Source organism: Enhygromyxa salina (genome assembly GCF_002994615.1).
Classification (GTDB): Bacteria; Myxococcota_A; Polyangia; order Nannocystales; family Nannocystaceae; genus Plesiocystis; species Plesiocystis salina_A.
The window spans coordinates 129693-145147 of sequence record NZ_PVNK01000165.1; the positions used below are offsets into that span (position 1 = coordinate 129693).

General features: G+C 70.1%; 14 protein-coding genes and 1 pseudogene. 7 read left to right on the forward strand and 8 right to left on the reverse strand.

The features are described 5' to 3' along the window. The 5 genes from ENSA5_RS18485 to ENSA5_RS18505 all read left to right on the forward strand — a co-directional run bounded on the left by ENSA5_RS18485 (nt 1) and on the right by ENSA5_RS18505 (nt 5678). The gene (locus ENSA5_RS18485) at nt 1-1482 is read left to right on the forward strand and encodes an esterase/lipase family protein (protein ID WP_181197897.1); all 1482 of its coding nucleotides are present in this window, start codon (nt 1-3) and stop codon (nt 1480-1482) included. Beyond that, nucleotides 1467-2540, forward strand: coding sequence for a 3-oxoacyl-ACP synthase (locus ENSA5_RS18490; RefSeq protein ID WP_258182907.1), 1074 nt, complete (start codon nt 1467-1469; stop codon nt 2538-2540). The genes ENSA5_RS18485 and ENSA5_RS18490 overlap by 16 nt, the downstream gene beginning before the upstream one ends. Further along, nucleotides 2537-3310: a 3-oxoacyl-ACP reductase FabG gene (gene fabG / locus ENSA5_RS18495; protein ID WP_106393018.1), complete on the forward strand. Its 774-nt coding sequence runs from the start codon at nt 2537-2539 to the stop codon at nt 3308-3310. Before ENSA5_RS18490 ends, fabG begins: the two co-directional genes overlap by 4 nt. Nucleotides 3311-3321: 11 nt before the next feature. After that, nucleotides 3322-4854 carry an acyl-CoA synthetase gene (locus ENSA5_RS18500; protein ID WP_106393019.1) on the forward strand — a complete coding sequence of 511 codons (1533 nt, stop codon included), beginning with the start codon at nt 3322-3324 and terminating at the stop codon, nt 4852-4854. Nucleotides 4855-4931: 77 nt separating this feature from the next. Continuing rightward, nucleotides 4932-5678 (forward strand): alpha/beta fold hydrolase, encoded by a 747-nt coding sequence (locus tag ENSA5_RS18505; protein ID WP_181197898.1) that lies wholly within the window; start codon nt 4932-4934, stop codon nt 5676-5678. 78 nt (nt 5679-5756) lie between these two features. Here ENSA5_RS18505 and ENSA5_RS18510 read toward each other — a convergent pair whose 3' ends face one another. The 8 genes from ENSA5_RS18510 to ccoS are packed head-to-tail and all read right to left on the reverse strand — an operon-like array spanning nt 5757 to nt 14128. Further along, entirely contained in the window at nt 5757-8297 is a 2541-nt protein-coding gene (locus tag ENSA5_RS18510; protein WP_146155848.1) for a heavy metal translocating P-type ATPase, read from the reverse strand. A gap of 7 nt (nt 8298-8304) precedes the next feature. Next, the gene (locus ENSA5_RS18515) at nt 8305-9072 is read right to left on the reverse strand and encodes a sulfite exporter TauE/SafE family protein (protein ID WP_146155849.1); all 768 of its coding nucleotides are present in this window, start codon (nt 9070-9072) and stop codon (nt 8305-8307) included. Continuing rightward, complete coding sequence (locus ENSA5_RS18520; protein WP_106393006.1) at nt 9069-9572, reverse strand: FixH family protein; 504 nt, start codon at nt 9570-9572, stop codon at nt 9069-9071. The genes ENSA5_RS18515 and ENSA5_RS18520 overlap by 4 nt, the downstream gene beginning before the upstream one ends. Next, on the reverse strand, nt 9569-10969 hold the full coding sequence (ccoG, locus tag ENSA5_RS18525) for a cytochrome c oxidase accessory protein CcoG (protein WP_106393007.1): 1401 nt from the start codon (nt 10967-10969) through the stop codon (nt 9569-9571). The genes ENSA5_RS18520 and ccoG overlap by 4 nt, the downstream gene beginning before the upstream one ends. A gap of 12 nt (nt 10970-10981) precedes the next feature. Next, on the reverse strand, nt 10982-11563 hold the full coding sequence (locus ENSA5_RS18530; protein ID WP_106393008.1) for a cbb3-type cytochrome c oxidase N-terminal domain-containing protein: 582 nt from the start codon (nt 11561-11563) through the stop codon (nt 10982-10984). Nucleotides 11564-11583: 20 nt separating this feature from the next. After that, a complete protein-coding gene (locus ENSA5_RS18535; RefSeq protein ID WP_106393009.1) occupies nt 11584-11769 on the reverse strand; it encodes a cbb3-type cytochrome c oxidase subunit 3 in 186 nt (61 codons plus the stop codon). After that, nucleotides 11766-13979 carry a cytochrome-c oxidase, cbb3-type subunit I gene (ccoN, locus tag ENSA5_RS18540; protein ID WP_258182908.1) on the reverse strand — a complete coding sequence of 738 codons (2214 nt, stop codon included), beginning with the start codon at nt 13977-13979 and terminating at the stop codon, nt 11766-11768. The genes ENSA5_RS18535 and ccoN overlap by 4 nt, the downstream gene beginning before the upstream one ends. Next, nucleotides 13976-14128: a cbb3-type cytochrome oxidase assembly protein CcoS gene (gene ccoS / locus ENSA5_RS18545; protein WP_106393010.1), complete on the reverse strand. Its 153-nt coding sequence runs from the start codon at nt 14126-14128 to the stop codon at nt 13976-13978. Before ccoS ends, ccoN begins: the two co-directional genes overlap by 4 nt. A 355-nt stretch (nt 14129-14483) precedes the next feature. On the opposite strand from ccoS, the gene ENSA5_RS18550 reads away from it, so the two are divergent. Continuing rightward, complete coding sequence (locus ENSA5_RS18550; protein WP_106393011.1) at nt 14484-15050, forward strand: hypothetical protein; 567 nt, start codon at nt 14484-14486, stop codon at nt 15048-15050. 164 nt (nt 15051-15214) lie between these two features. Next, nucleotides 15215-15455 (forward strand): annotated as a pseudogene (locus ENSA5_RS18555) (hypothetical protein); the annotation flags it as partial.

A 15455-nucleotide genomic window follows, 5' to 3' on the forward strand; every position in this document is an offset into this window, starting at 1 on the left:
ATGCTACAGCAATACCTGGCGACACCACTTCTAATCCTTGGCGGGCTCACGCTGGGGGGGGTCGCGTGCACCCCCGAGGGCCTCGACGACGAGGGCGCCGAGTCGGTGACCGAGACCGGCGACGGCGACGGTGAGCCCGGCGACGGTGACGGTGAGCCCGGCGACGGCGACGGTGAGCCCGGCGACGGCGACGGCGAGCCCGGCGACGGCGACGGCGACCCCGGCGACGGCGACGGCGAGCCCGGTGACCTGTGTGGCGACGGCGTGGTCCCGAAGCTCACCTTCGAGATGGGCTACGACGAGGTCGAGCACGGCTGGGTTCGCGCGGAGCGGTGGACGATCGACAGCCCGAGCATCCCCGAGGATCCCTTCTTCCCCGACGCGCGCAGCGAGCAGACCGACCAACAGCTCGTGTTCTATGGCTTCGAGCCAAAGCCGTCGCCGTCCAGCATCGTGCTGCAGTTCGGGCCGGGCTGGGACACCGCGAGCGGCAACCCCGTGCTGCTGGTCCACGGCGCCGACGATCCGCCCGACCGCGCGTGGGCCAACCCCGGCGTCGAGGGGCCCTACGGATGCGGCGACATGGTCTGTCCCGAGGAGGGCCTGATGCAGGGCCTCGCGGCCGCCGACATCCCCGTGGTCGCGATCGCGTTTCCAAACAAGCAGGGCAACAACTTCATGTGGGCCGAGCAGATCCACGCCGCGATCCAGGTCGTGCGCGAATTGAGCTGCGCCGAGCAAGTCGACGTGGTCGCCTGGTCCAAGGGCACGGTCGCGGCTCGCATGTACGCGTCGAGCCTGACCGAGGACTGGGGCACGCCCTACGCCGACGACATCCGCAAGCTGGTCTTGATCGGTGGACCCAACCTCGGCATGGACTACGGCTTTCGCTACGGCAGCAGCAACAACGGCACGGCGTGGCCGCCCGGCATGGCCCACGGGCCGACGGCCCACCACGAGCAGGTCCTTGGGCTCCAGACCATCGATTACAGCGAGTACGCGATCTACGATCACGGCGGTGGCTACTATTACGAGGGGCAGGCGCAGATGCTGGCGAGCTGGATCGATACATTCGATCTGACCTTCACCGGCAACAACGGCCTCGGCCCCTACGTGACCGTCGACGTGCTGTCCACCTACTACGGGGAGAGCATGTTCCAGGGCACCTACGCGCGCGGGCTCGGGCTCGATTTCGCCGTGAGCCAACACTCGGTGATCGAAGAGTTGGTCGACGCGGGCATCCCCGCCAGCATCGAGACCTACTTGCTGTGCGGTGAGATCTCCGACGAGGCCGACTACATCGTTGGAATCCCCAACGAGATCTCGGGGCCGAGCGACGGCGTCGTGTTTGTCCAGTCCTGCGCGGCCCCCGACGGCATCGCTCAGATCGGCGAGATCGAGATCCTCAGCGACATCAACCACCTCGAGCTCGGCTTCGAAGAGCTCGCCCAGCAGACGATCATCGGGTGGCTGTCGCAGTGACCCACGTCGGGATCATGGCCGCGGGCGCCTATGTGCCCGCGACGACGATGAGCTCGGCCGAGATCGCCGCGCGCACGGGCATCCCCGAGCAGGTCATCCGCGAGAAGTTTGGGATCCATCAAAAGCCGATCCCCGGGCCCGACGACCACACCAACAAGATGGGCCTGTGGGCGGCGCAAGACGCCGTCGCGCGGGCGGGCATCGACCCGGCCGAGATCGACCTGGTCCTGTGCACAACCGAGGAGTGGAAGGAGTACCCGCTGTGGACCGCGGGCATCGAGCTCGCCCACGCGCTCGGGGCCACGCGGGCCTGGGCGATCGACGTGCAACAGCGCTGTGGCACGACCATGGCCGCGATCGAGCTCGCCCGGGCGATGATCCTGAGCTCGCCGGGCATCGACACCGTGCTGATCGCGGGCGGCTATCGCAACTGTGATTTCGTCGATCTCGCCAACCCCCGCGCGCGCTTCTTGACCAACCTCAGCGCCGGTGGCGGGGCCCTGATCCTGGCCAAGAACCACGATCGCAACCGCGTGCTCGGGACCGCGGTCATCACCGACGGCAGCTTCTCGCGCGACGTGATCGTGCCCGCGGGTGGGACCGTGGATCCACGCTTCGACGACCCGCCCGGGACCGGCCGGCGGGCGCTCGACGTGCCCGACCCCGAGGGCATGCGCGAGCGCCTCGACGCCAAGTCGATGGCCAATTTCCTCGCCGTCGTGGATCAGGCCCTCGCGCGCAGCGAACCGTCGAGCGACAGCAATCACGCGCCCTTGACCCGCGCGGACATTGGCTTCCTCAACATCCTGCACATGAAGCGCTCGGCGCATCGCTACGTGCTCGGCGAGCTGGGGATGCGCGAGGATCAGAGCTTCTATCTGGAAGACTACGGGCATATGGGTCAGCAAGATCAACCACTGGTCTGCGTCGAAGCCGCGCGCCGGGGGCTGCTGCGCGACGGCGACCTGATGGTCATGGTCGCAGCGGGCATCGGCTACGCGTGGTCGGCCTCGGCGATCGCCTGGGGCCCCGTCACGAAAGCAACAACAACACCATGAGCAACGAGCAACGAGTCGCAATTATCACTGGCGCCGCCAACGGGATCGGCCTTGCAACCGCGCAGGCGTTCGCGGACGCCGGGTACCACGTCGTCGCGTGGGACCTCGCCGAAGCCGCGGGCGCCGAATTGGTCCGCAGCATCGCAGACGCGGGCAAGGCCGCGAGCTTCGCTTCAGTCGACGTCAGCGACGCCGCCGCGGTCGAGCGCGCGGCCGAGGCGGTGATCGCCGAGCACGGCCGGATCGACGTCCTGGTCAACAACGCGGGGATCTTGCGTGATGGCCAGCTGGTCAAGGTCAAGGGCGGCGAGCTGGTCGGCAAGATGGGCGCGGACCAGTTCGACGCCGTGATCGCCGTCAACCTCAAGGGGGTGTTCACCTGCACCCAGGCGGTCGCGCCCCACATGATCGCGCGCAAGTACGGCCGCATCATCAACGCGTCTTCGGTGGTCGGGCTGTACGGGAATTTTGGCCAGACCAACTACGTCGCGGCCAAGGCTGGGGTCATCGGCATGACCAAGGTGTGGGCGCGCGAGCTCGGCCGCTACGGCGTGACCGTCAACGCGATCGCGCCGGGCTTCATCGCGACCGACATGGTCAAGCAGATGCCCGCGCACGTGCTCGAGGGCATGGTCGCGCACACCCCCGTCGGCCGGATCGGCGATCCAGAGGACATCGCGCGGGCCTACCTGTTCTTGGCCGATCCGGGCTCGGGCTTCATCAGCGGGACCGTGCTGAGCGTCGACGGTGGCATGGTCGTCGGGACCTGAGGAGCATGAGCATGGAGCGGCCGGCGTTGGTAGGTGACTGGTTGGGGCGGCGGGCGCAGCTCTCGCCTGCGGCCCCGGCGATCGTGGATCTCAGCCGGCCGGGCGAGCCCGAGCCCCGGACGATCACCTATCAAACGCTCGAGCGCGAGACCAACCAGGTCGCGCGGTGGCTGGAGGCGCAGGGGGTCGAGCAGGGGGATCGGGTCGCGGTCCTGGCCAAGAACCGGATCGAGTTCATCCAGCTGTGGTTCGCGTGCGGGAAGCTCGGGGCGATCTTGCAGGCGCTCAATTGGCGGCTGACTGCGGCCGAGCTCGGCCCGCTGCTGGCCCACGCCGAGCCCCGGCTGCTGTGCTGGGATTCGGAATTTGCCGAGCTGGCCGCGAGCTTGGGTGGGCTGAGCGCGGCGGCGCGAGTGCAGTTTGTCGCCCTCGACGGCAGCGAGGGCCTGTGTCTGTCGGCCTGTCGCGAGCTGCCCGATACGCCGCTGCCCGCCCGGGCGCTGAGGCCGAGTGATCCGTGGGTGCTGTGCTACACGGGCGGGACCACGGGGCTGCCCAAGGCCGCGATCTTGACCCACGCGACGGTCACCTGGAACGCGATCAACACCACGTCGAGCTGGGGCCTCTCGGACCGCGACGTGGCGATCCTCAACGCGCCGCTGTTTCACACTGGCGGGCTCAACGTGTTCACGGCGCCGCTGATCCACGCGGGCGGCTGCTCGATCCTGTGCCGCGAGTTCGAGCTCGAGCAGCTCTTCGATATCATCGAATCCCGCGAGGTCAGCTGCTTCTTTGGGGTCCCCGCCATGTTTCAGGCGATGCAGGCCCACCCGCGCTGGGCCAGCGCGCCCCTCGATCGTGTCCGCACGATCATCTCGGGCGGCGCGCCGTGTCCCGAGCCGGTGTTCGAGCAATTTTGGGCCCGCGGCGTCGACTTCAAGACCGGCTACGGGCTGACCGAGGCGGGGCCCAACAATTTTTGGCTGCCGCGTGAGCGTGTGCGTGACAAGCCCGGCGCGGTCGGCTGGCCCTTGCTTCACGTGGCGATTCGGATCGTCAACGCGAGCGGCGGCGAATGTGGGCCCGACGAAGTGGGCGAGCTGTGGATCCGCGGGCCCCACGTGTCGCCCGGCTATTTCCGCGACCCCGAGGCGACGGCCGCCAGCTTTGTCGACGGCTGGCTGCACACCGGGGATCTGGCCCACGCCGAGGCCGACGGCTGCGTGACGATCGTCGGGCGCAGCAAAGACATGATCATTTCGGGCGGCGAGAACATCTACCCGGCCGAGGTCGAGTCGGCGATCGCCGCTCACGAGGCGGTCGTCGAGGTCGCGGTGATCGGGGTGCCGGATCCGCGCTGGGGCGAGGTTGGCCGGGCCTTTGTGGTGCTCGCGGACGGGGCCAGCTTGGACCTGGCCGCGCTTCAGTTGTTCTTGCGTGAGCGGCTGGCCAAGTACAAGCTGCCGCGCTCGCTGGTGATCCTCAACGCGCTCCCCCGCACGGGCGCTGGCAAGCTCGACAAGCGGGCGCTGGAGCGCAGCTAATGCCGCATGCTCGGGTTGGCGAGGTCTCGCTCCACTACGAGCGCGCAGGGTCTTGGGGGCGAGACCCGCACGCGCCGGTGGTGGTGTTCGTCAACGGGCTGCTGACGGAGCTCGGCAGCTGGGCGGCTCACCTGCCCCACTTTGCTCACTATCGCTGCTTGATGTGGGACTGTCGGGGCCAGGGTCTGTCCGACAAGCCCGCGGTCAGCGAGTACACCGTCGCGGACCACGCCCGGGACCTCGCGGGGTTGCTCGACCTGCTCGAGCTGCGCGATCCGGTCGCGCTGGTCGGGCTGAGCAACGGCGCCGCGACGGCGCTGTCCTTCGCGGCCGCGCAGCCGGAGCGGGTGCGCGCGCTGGTGGTCAGCGGGGCCTACGCCCGAGTCGACCGGGCGCTGGAGCTCAAGCTGCGCTCGTGGATCCAGGCGATGCACGCTGGCGGCGGCGGGCTGCGCTTTGACGTGGCGACGCCGTGGGTGTTTGGCCCGCAGTTCCTGGCCGAAAATTGGGCATCGTTGGCGCTGTTTCGCGAGCGGGCGATGAGCCTCGATCTCGGCGCGGCGCAGCGGCTGATCGCGGGCGCGCTGCTGCATCACCTCGACGACGCGCAGCTCGGCCGGATCCGCGCCGCGACCCTGGTGAATGTGGGCGAGGACGACGTGCTGACCCCGCCGAGCATGGCGCGGACGCTGGCGGCGGCGATCCCCGGGGCGCGGCTCGAGCTGCTGGCCGAGGCCGGCCACGCCGGGGCGCTCGAGCGGGTCGAGGCCTTTTGCGATCAAGCCCTGGGCTTCCTCGACCCGATCATGCACGCGCAGGCCTGAGGAGACACGCGGCGGCGCCGCGCGGGGGGGCGGGCAGGTTCACAGCGCGAGCGGGGAGCCGCGCGAGCGAGAGCGCGATCAGTTGGCCGAGGACGCGCCGGGGCGGGCGAGCGAATCGCATCCGGCGATGCTCCCCGAGCCGAACAGCTCGCGGGGCTCAGAGCGTGTGCGCTTCGCCCCCGCGCGGCGATCGTCGAAGCTTCGGCTGAGCGCCGAGGACAGCACGACCGTCAGCGACGAGGCCGGCATCAGCAGCGCGGCCGCGAGCGGGCCGACGAGCCCGGCGAGGGCCAAGCTCGCAAACACCAGGTTGTAGCCGAGCGAGAACCCGAGGTTGCGGCGGATGATCGCCATCGTCCGCCTCGCGCCCTCGAACAGCTCGGCGACCTCGGCGAGGCCGGGCTCGGCGAGGTGGACGTCGGCGGTCCGCAGGGCGACCTCGGCCCCGCCGCGGACGGCCACGCCGACGCTCGCGGCCCGCATCGCCGGGGCATCGTTGACGCCGTCACCGATCATCGCGGCGGCGGGGAGCCGGGCCAGGGTCCGGGCCTTGGCTTCGGGGGTCATGGCCCCCGCGAAGTCCTCGATGCCGAGCTCACGGGCGACGGCGCCGACGGCCGCGGGGTGATCGCCGCTGCGGATCGCGAGCTGGAGGCCGAGGGCGCGGAGGCGATCGAGCGCGACGGCGGCGTCGGGCCGGACGGTGTCGGCGAGGGCCAACATCGCGACGGGCCGGTCGTCGAGCTCGACGAGGACCGGGGTCTTGCCCGTGCTCAGGGCCTGGGTCAGGTCGTCGCCGAACAGCTCGCGGTGGTCGAGCCAGGCGAGGTTGCCGATCCGAACCTGAGCGCGTGGGCGACCGTCTGCGGCGTCGAACACGGCCGCTCGGCCCTTGCCGACGAGGACCTCGATCGAGCTGGCGGCGCGCTCGGGCCGGGCGTCGACGCGCGCGCGGGCCCAGCGTCGCAGGGCCTGCGCGACGGGGTGGCCGCTGCCGCGCTCGACGGCGAGGATCAACCCGGCGAGCTCGGCCTCGTCGAGGGGCGCGATCACGGTCGCGGTGTGGACCTCGAGCGCGCCCTCGGTCAGCGTGCCGGTCTTGTCGAACACGGCGGTCTCGACCTTGGCGAGGGCCTCGAGCGCGCCGGCCGAGGCCAACAAGATCCCGCGCCTGGCCGCGCGGGCCCGGGCGAGGGCGAGCGCGACCGGAGTCGCGAGGCCGAGCGCGCAGGGGCAGGAGATCACCAGCAGCGCGACCACGACCGAGAACACGCGGCTCGGATCGACCAGCCACCACGCGAGGCCGCCGAGGACCGCGAGGCTGAGGACGGTGGCGACAAAGTAGCCGCTGATGCGATCGACGGCGCGCTGGATCGGGGCCCGGACGGCGTCGGCTTGCATGATCCTGGCCGCGAGCGAGCCGACCCGGGTCGCGGCCCCGACCGCGCGGACCTCGAGCTCGCAGCCGCCGTCGACGGCGATCGTCCCGGCCAGGACCGCGTCGCCAGGCTCAACCGAGACCGGCGTCGACTCCCCCGTCAGGCTGCTCGCGTCGATGCTGGCCCGGCCGCGCAGGACCTGCGCGTCGGCGGGGATCCGCTCGCCGCGGCGAACTTCGATGTGCTCGCCGACCGCCAGCGCGTTGGATGAGCAGTCCTCGCGGCGGCCGTCGGCGAGGATCCGGCGCGCGCGGGCGGGGACCAGCAGCTGGATCAGATCGGTCTGCGAGAGCGCCCACTGCTGGCCGCGGCGCTGGACGTGGCGGCCGATCAACAGGAGGAAGACCAGCACGCTGACCGAGTCGAAGTAGACCTCGCCGCTCGTGAAGGTTGCGACCACGCTCGCGACGAAGCCGCCGAGCACGCCCAGGGCGATCGGCAGGTCGATGTGCAGCGTGCGAGCGCGGAGGCCGGCCCAGGCCGCGCGGTAGAAGGGCAGGCCGCCGTAGGCGACGGCCGGGATCGCGAGGATCAGCGCCGCGAACTCGAAGAAGCGCGACCAGTGGGCCTCCATGCCCGACAGCGCGCCCGCGTAGAGCGCGAAGCTGACCAGCATCACGTTGCCCGCGCTGGCTCCGGCGATCGCGAGGCGCACGAGCTCGCGCCGTCGGTCGTCGCGGCGGGTCTGCTCGGCCTGGGCATCGACCGCGTGCAGCTCGTAGCCCGCCCGATGAAACAAGGCGGCGACCCGCGACAGCGCCACGACATCGGGGTCCCAGTCGAGCACGACCCGGGCCGAGCCAAAGTCGACGCGCGCGCTGTCGAGGCCGTCGACGACCCGGGGCAGGCGCTCGATCAGCCACACACACGCGGCGCAGTGCATCCCGGTGCAGTGCAGCGACGCGGTGCCCGGGCGGTCGTCGACGCGGACCTGGGCCAGGACGGTGGGGTCGTCGAGGTGAGCGTAGGCGGGCGCCTCGGCGGCCTGCGAGCTCTGGCCGCTGCCGGGGGGCGCGTGGGCGTCGAGGCGCTCGCGCAGGGCGTAGTAGTTGTCGAGTCCGGCCTCGTGGACCAGGTCCCAGACCGTGCGACAACCCCGGCAACAAAAGGCGGGCTCGGACTCCGCGCCCGCGGGCGCAGGCAGGCCACAGTGAGCACAGGGGGTCGTCGCGCGGGCCATCGTCACGTCAGTGGCAAGGGGCCGCGGGGGTCTCGGTGTGGGGGTCGTGGGTGGACGCGGGCGCGGGCGTGGGCGCGGGTGTCAGCTTGCCGGCCAGGCTCAGGGCGCCGAGCGTGAGCATGGCCAGCGCGGTGATCCGTGGGGCGTGACGACCGAGGCGGCGCCCGAGCTCCCCGGCGAGCAACCCGACACCGAGGAGGGCCGGGACGGTGCCGAGCCAGAACGCGGCCATGACCAGCAGACCGTGGACGACGCTCCCCGTCGAGGCCGCGACCGCGACGTAGGCCCACAGCCAGCCGCAAGGCAGCAGCGCGCTGAGCAGCCCGGCGGCCGCCCCAGCCACGGCCCCGCGCGTGCGCACGGCCTCGCTCAGGCGCAGACGCAGGCGCGCGACCAGGTTGGGTCGGCGGGCGCTCGCGCCCAGGGTGGTCAGCGGCGCTTGGCTTGACCGCTTCGGCCACAAGCTTGCGATCGCCATGGCGATCAAGGTCAGCCCCATCAGCGGCCCCGCGACGCGCTGGACACCGAGCCACGCCCCGCTCGCGTCGAGGCTCGCGCCGAGCAGCCCGGCGGCCGCGCCGAGCCCGAGGTAGGCGAGCCCCCGCGCGCCCTGGTAGGCCAGCAAGGGCGCGAGCTCCCGCGGACCTCCGGCCCGCCGATCACACGACGCACCCGAGACCGCGGTCACGAAGCCCCCGCACATGCCGACGCAGTGCAGGCTGCCGACCAAGCTGGCGCCGAGGACCGCCGCCAGCGCCAGCCACGGCACGCTCACGGCTCACCTCCGGCGCTCGGGCGCGCGAGCGCGGGCAGGGTGCGGAGCTCGGCGCGCTGACGGGTCACGAAGCGCTCGCCCGCGGCGGTGTGGACGTCGATCGTCACCTCGTAGAGTCCGCGGGCGGGGATCTCACCCGCCGTCAGGTAGCGGCCCCCTGGGGCTTCGTGCAGCGCGAGCGCGCGATCGTGGGCGGCGCTGTCGGAGCGCTCGAGCGTCAGCGTGCCCGACAGGCCGGTCAGCGCCCGGCCCTCGGCGTCAATCAGATCGACCCCGAGCGAGCCCCCGTCGGGGCTGCGCCCGAGCTGCGCGACCGACCAACCCAGGGCCGCGCTGCGCTCGCGCAGGTCGAGCTCCTGGTCCCACTCGAGCGACTCGGTCCAGTGATCCGCGGCGGCTGGCGCCGAGGGGTTCGAGACCGCGATCGAGATCATGATCGCGTTGGCGACCACGACCACGCCGAGCCCCACGACGACCCCGATCGGCCAGGCCTTGCTCACTGCTGACCTCCGCCGGCCTCGCGCGAACCAGCCAGGAACTCGATCGCGATCTCGTCGGAGAAGCCCTGATCGTCGCGCACGCGCAGGAGCACGTCGCCGCCGCCGAGCGCCGCGGGCCGGAGCACGAAGACCGGGAACTGCCGGGTGGTCTCGCCCTCGACGACCAGCTCGCCGCCCGGGACCAACAGCTCGGTCCCGTCCTCGTCGACGAGCTCGACGGTGAACGAGCGGGCCTCGCCGCGGCGGTTTTGGATCCGCAGCTCCAGCGAGTTTTGGATCCGCCGGTCGCCCATCGCCGCGTAGGGCGGGGTCCCCGACATCCGATGCAGGTCGAGCCCAACCGGCTGGCGCACGCCGATCGCAACCACCAGGATCGACAAGACCGCGATGAGCCCGAGCCCGTAGGCGATGACCCGGGGGCGCAGCGCTCGCTTGGCGAAGCCGCGCTCGTCTTCCTTGGCAAAGCGCCGCTGCGAGTCGAGCCGGATCAGCCCCGGCTCGCGCTGGAGCTTGACCATGATGTCGTCGCAGGCGTCGATGCAGGCCATGCACTGGACGCACTCCATCTGGTTGCCCTTGCGGATGTCGATGCCGGTCGGGCACACGCGCACGCAGGCCTTGCAGTCGACGCAGTCGCCAGCCGCGGGGTTGTTGGCCTTGCCGCGGGGCTCGCCGCGGCGCTCGTCGTAGCCGACCGCGAGGGAGTCGGCGTCGAGCAGGACCGACTGAAAGCGGCCGTAGGGGCACACGACCAGGCAGGTCTGCTCGCGGAAGTAGGCGAAGTCGAACAGCAGCGCCGCCGTGATCCCGACGAACACCGCGGTCCCGCCGGGGTGCGAGAGGGGGTCGAGCTGGGCCTCGATCACGCCGCCGCGGCCGAGAAAGTAGGCCGTGAAGGTCGTCCCGATCGTGCCCGCGACGACCAGGTAGAAGGCGTACTTGATCGCCTTCTTGATCACCTTGGACCGGGTCCAGGGCCCCGCGTCGAGCTTGCGGCGGGCGCTGGCGTCACCTTCGATCAGGCGCTCGAAGGGCCGGATCAACGACTCGATGAACACGGTCTGGGGGCAGCTCCAGCCGCACCACGCCCGCCCGAACAGCGCGGTGAAGAAGAACACCGAGAACACGATGATGCCGGCCGCGAACAGCATGTAGGCGCCGTCGGTCGCCATCAGCGTCGCGCCCCAGAAGTACATGCGCCGCCCGGGGATGTCGATGCGCGTCGCCGGGTGCCCGCCGATGTCGATCCACGGGCCGATCAGCAGCAGCACGAGCAACACCCAGTGGACGACCGTGCGCCGGGTCAGCATCCGGCCGCGGAGCCACTTGGGGTAGAGCCAGACTCGCTTGCCGCCTTCGCCGATCGTCGTGACCGTGTCGTTGTCTGCGAGCGCCATGGTTTTGGTTTCCTAGGGCTGCGCGGTCGCAGCGATCTCGGGGGTGGGGTCGACGATCGGGACGCCGTCGGGGGCCTTGGGCTTGGCGGGCGTGGTCCCGCGCAGGCTGTGGACGTAGGCGCCGACCTGGTAGATCTCTTCGAGCCCGAGCTGGTCCTTCCACGCCAGCATCCCGTTTTTGGTCCCGTGGAAGATGACCGCGACGATCTGATCGCGCTGCTGCCCGTAGATCGTGAATTCGTCGGTCAGGTTGGGCCCGACGAGGCCGCCGCCGTCGATCGCGTGGCAGGACATGCAGCGGACGTTGAAGGTCGCCTGGCCAGCGGCCACGAACGCGGGGTCCTCGGCCATGGCCTCGAGCTCGGCGTGGTCGGCGAGCTCGGGCGGCGGGTGCTGCTGCCACCACGCGGTCATGTCTTCGGCCCACTGCTCGCGCGGGAGCGGCCCGGGCCCGAAGTGGTAGTAGGGCACGTAGACCAGCGCGGCCACGATGCCGCCGTAGAACATGTACAGCCACCACTTGGGCAGCGGATTGTCGAACTCCCGGATACCGTCGTAGTCGTGGTCGAGCAGGTCGTCGGGTGGGTTGGCCATGGTCGAGAGGGCTCCGAGGGCTAGCGGTCGAGGGGCTCGACGGGGTTGACGTCATCGAGGGGCATGCGCGAGCGCTGGGCGTAGGCTTGCTTGGACCCCGGGCGGAACATCCAGTAGATGGCGCCGAGGAACACGGCGACGAAGAGCACGGTGCTGATCTGTGCGAGGAAGGCGAAGTCGGACAGGGACAGGACGTCGGATTTCATGGGGTGGTCTCCGCGAGCGGCACGGGCGTGCCTTGGTCGGGGGTGTCGACGTGAGGGGCGCCGGGCTCGATCGCGCCCTTGCCGTCGATGCCGAGGCGCTGGAGGTAGGCGATCAGCGCGACCATCTGCTTGTCACGGATGTCGGGCGCGCCCGAAGCGACGAGGCCGTCGGCGATCTGATCGGCCTGCATCTGCGCCATCAGCGAGGCCGCGCCGATCTCCCCGTCGGTGTAGGGCGCGCCAAACATCTCGTGGACCCCGACCTTGGCGTTGGTCGTCGACAGATCCAGCGGCGCCTCGGCGAGGTGCGCGTAGGAGGGCATCAGCGAGCGCGGCGAGGTCGAGCGCGGATCGACGAGGTGGTTGTAGTGCCACAGGTCCGGGTACTTGCCGCCGACGCGGAGGAGGTCGGGCCCGATCCGCCGCGAGCCCCACAAGAAGGGGTGGTCGTAGACGAACTCGCCGGCCTTGGCGTACTCGCCGTAGCGCAGGGTCTCCTCGCGGAAGGGCCGGACCATCTGCGAGTGACAGTTGACGCAGCCCTCGGCGATGTAGATGTCGCGGCCCTCGAGCTCGAGCGCCGTGTAGGGGCGCACGGTCGAGATCGTCGGGACGTTGGACTTGATCGCCATGGTCGGGATCAGCTCGAAGATGCCGCCCGCGGCGACGGCCGCGGTCGTGAGCAGGGTGAAGCGCAGCGGCGCGCCCTCGAGCTTGCGGTGCCAGGACTTGCCGGCGGGCTTGGTCAGGTCGCGCCGCGCCGGGACCACGACGACCGTGTCGCCGACCTCGCCGCGGGTCTGCCAGGTCTTGAACAGGTTCCAGACCATCACAAACACGCCGACGATGTAGAGGCTGCCGCCGACCGCACGGACGATGTAGGTCGGCCGCAGGGCCACGAGCATCTCGTCCCAGGTCCCGTAGACGAGCTTGCCGTCGGGGTCGAACTCCTTCCACATCAGCCCCTCGGTCACGCCGTTGATGTACATGCCGAGCACGTAGGCGGCGATGCCGAACAGCCCGAACCAAAAGTGCGCGGTCGCGAGCTTCTTGCTGTGGAGCTCGGTGTCCCACAGCCGCGGCAGCAGCCAGTAGAGCAGGCCGAAGGTGAGGAAGCCGTTCCAGCCGAGCCCGCCCGCGTGGACGTGGGCGATCGTCCAGTTCGTGAAGTGCGAGAGCGAGTTGACGGCCTTGAGCGAGAGCATCGGGCCCTCGAAGGTCGACATGCCGTAGAAGGTAATCGACGCGACGAAGAACTTGAGGACCGGGTCGGTCCGGAGCTTGTCCCAGGCGCCGCGCAGGGTCAGGAGCCCGTTGATCATCCCGCCCCAGCTCGGCGCGAGCAGCATGATCGAGAACACCGTGCCCAGGCTCTGGGCCCAGTCGGGCAGCGCCGAGTTGAGCAGGTGGTGAGGCCCGGCCCAGATGTAGATGAACACCAACGCCCAAAAGTGCACGATCGACAGGCGGTAGCTGTAGACCGGGCGCTGGGCGGCCTTGGGTACGAAGTAGTACATCAGGCCCAGGTAGGGCGTGGTCAGGAAGAAGGCGACCGCGTTGTGCCCGTACCACCACTGGACCAGCGCGTCCTGGATGCCCGCGTAGACCGGGTAGCTCTTGAGCGGGCTGACCGGGACCGCCATCGAGTTGACGATGTGCAAGACCGCGATTGCGATGATCGACGCGATGTAGAACCACAGCGCGACATAGAGGTGTTTCTCGCGCCTGCGCCGGAGGGTGAGGAAGAAGTTGATCCCGAACACGACCCAGACCAGGGCGATCGCAATGTCGATCGGCCACTCGAGCTCGGCGTATTCTTTGGACGTCGTGTAGCCCAGCGGCAGCGTGATCGCGGCCGCGACGATGATCGCCTGCCAGCCCCAAAAGTTGATCTTCGACAGCAGGTCGCTGGCCATGCGGGTCTTGAGCAGGCGCTGCGTCGAGTAGTAGATGCCGGCGAACATCCCGTTGCCGACGAAGGCGAAGATCACCGCGTTGGTGTGCAGCGGCCGGAGGCGCCCGAAGGCCAGCCAGGGCGTGAGGTTGAAGCTGGCGTCGGACAGCTCGAGCGCGAGCCACAGGCCCGCGAGCATGCCGATCACGCCCCAGATTATCGTCGCGTAGGCGAACTTGCGGACGATCCCGTCGTCGTAGCGGATCGTCTCGGTGTTTTGGTCCTGGTCGGGCTTGGCGGTGTCGATGTCACTCACGAGAGTGGCTCCTCGTCGTCGAACAAAACGCGCAGGGGAGGGGTCTCGAGGTCATCAAACTGCCCGTTGCGCGCGGCCACGAAAAAGGCGACCACCGCCCCGGCGACGAACAAGCCCGCGAGGGGCAGCAGGAAGTAGATGACGCTCACGGCGCCTCGCTTCCTTACCCAAGATGGCTTGGGAGGTAAGGGGGCAGGTCCGCGCAACGGATGCATGTTTCAGTTTGATTGCATCGCAGTTTTTGCGTCCCTGATCGCCGATGGCTGCTGGGTCGTGTCAGCAGCCCCTTGCGAGGCCGCCTTTGCGCGTATTGTTCGCGCCCGCGTATCGGCCGCTCTCGGGATCTCGTCGGGTTGCCTGACAATCGCCCGCAGACTCCGCCGTCGATCTCGACCATGTGACCGCGTGCGCGTAATCCGTCAATGGTCGCTGCGGGGAGTCCGCGGGACCCTCGTGGCACGCCCGCGTCACACTCTCGGCCGGGCTTCGTAGAGCTCCCCGATCATGCAACGACACCACCTTTTCACCCTCACGGCCCTGTTCGGACTCACCCTCAGCCTCGCGGCCTGCTCGATGACGGACGACGCCAACCCCGACAGCCCCGACGAGCGCGCGGCGATCGTCCTCGATGGGGCGAGCTACGAGATCGTGACGACCGCCGAGTTGTCGAAGGAGCAGGTCCACGCGATCGCGCAGTTCGTCGAAGCGCAGGGCGAGGAGGTCCAGCAGGTCAAGGTCGAGGCCGACGACGACGACGAGGCCACGGTGCTCGAGGTCGAGCTGTGGGGGAGTGGGCTGCCGGGGGACGAGCTCGGGGCGGCGCTCGTGCAGGAGTTTGGGGTGCTCGCGGATGCCGAGATCAGCGTGGTCGAGCTCGGGGAGGGGGCGCCGGAGGCTGGTGGGCTGCACGGGATCGAGCCGGGTGATGACGCCGAGACGATCAAGCACAAGGTCATCGACGATCTCCGGGCGCAGGGGGTCGAGGGCGAGATCGAGGTGACGGTGACGCCGACGGGGGACGGGCATCACGAGATTCAGGTTGAGGTCAACGACGAGCAGCCGGCTCCTTAGGCCGGGAACGCGGAGGCCCTGGCACGCGACTCGCGGGGCAGGCCTCGGGCTGCTAGCGCTCAGGGCGGTCTTCGTGCGGGAGGAGCTGGCGAACTCAACGACCTCGAGTTCGCCGAGCTCCTCGAGCTCGGCGCCGCCGAAGTCATGTGATGGAGGCGCAGGTCGTGATCGATCGTGGCACTTGGTGGCACACCCGGGTCATGACCAAGTCCTGGCGCTTGCCCTTGTTGATGACCCTGTGTCTCCCCGCGCTGGTAGCGTGCGGTGCGTCCGACGCGGCCGATGACGGCCTCACCGCTGCCGAAGGCGACAGCGACGGCGAGGGCGAGTCGAGCGGGCTCAGCTCCGGCGAGGACGGCGGGGACGGCGAGGGCGGCGATGAGGGCGGTGATGAGGGCGGTGATC

What these genes read in the sequence shown, in the direction of transcription:
- ENSA5_RS18485 (WP_181197897.1), top strand. Translation starts at nt 1, where the DNA reads ATGCTACAGCAATACCTGGCGACACCACTTCTAATCCTTGGCGGGCTC.
- fabG (WP_106393018.1), top strand. Translation starts at nt 2,537, where the DNA reads ATGAGCAACGAGCAACGAGTCGCAATTATCACTGGCGCCGCCAACGGG.
- ENSA5_RS18500 (WP_106393019.1), top strand. Translation starts at nt 3,322, where the DNA reads ATGGAGCGGCCGGCGTTGGTAGGTGACTGGTTGGGGCGGCGGGCGCAG.
- ENSA5_RS18510 (WP_146155848.1), bottom strand. Translation starts at nt 8,297, where the DNA reads ATGGCCCGCGCGACGACCCCCTGTGCTCACTGTGGCCTGCCTGCGCCC.
- ccoG (WP_106393007.1), bottom strand. Translation starts at nt 10,969, where the DNA reads ATGGCGCTCGCAGACAACGACACGGTCACGACGATCGGCGAAGGCGGC.
- ENSA5_RS18530 (WP_106393008.1), bottom strand. Translation starts at nt 11,563, where the DNA reads ATGGCCAACCCACCCGACGACCTGCTCGACCACGACTACGACGGTATC.
- ENSA5_RS18535 (WP_106393009.1), bottom strand. Translation starts at nt 11,769, where the DNA reads ATGAAATCCGACGTCCTGTCCCTGTCCGACTTCGCCTTCCTCGCACAG.
- ENSA5_RS18550 (WP_106393011.1), top strand. Translation starts at nt 14,484, where the DNA reads ATGCAACGACACCACCTTTTCACCCTCACGGCCCTGTTCGGACTCACC.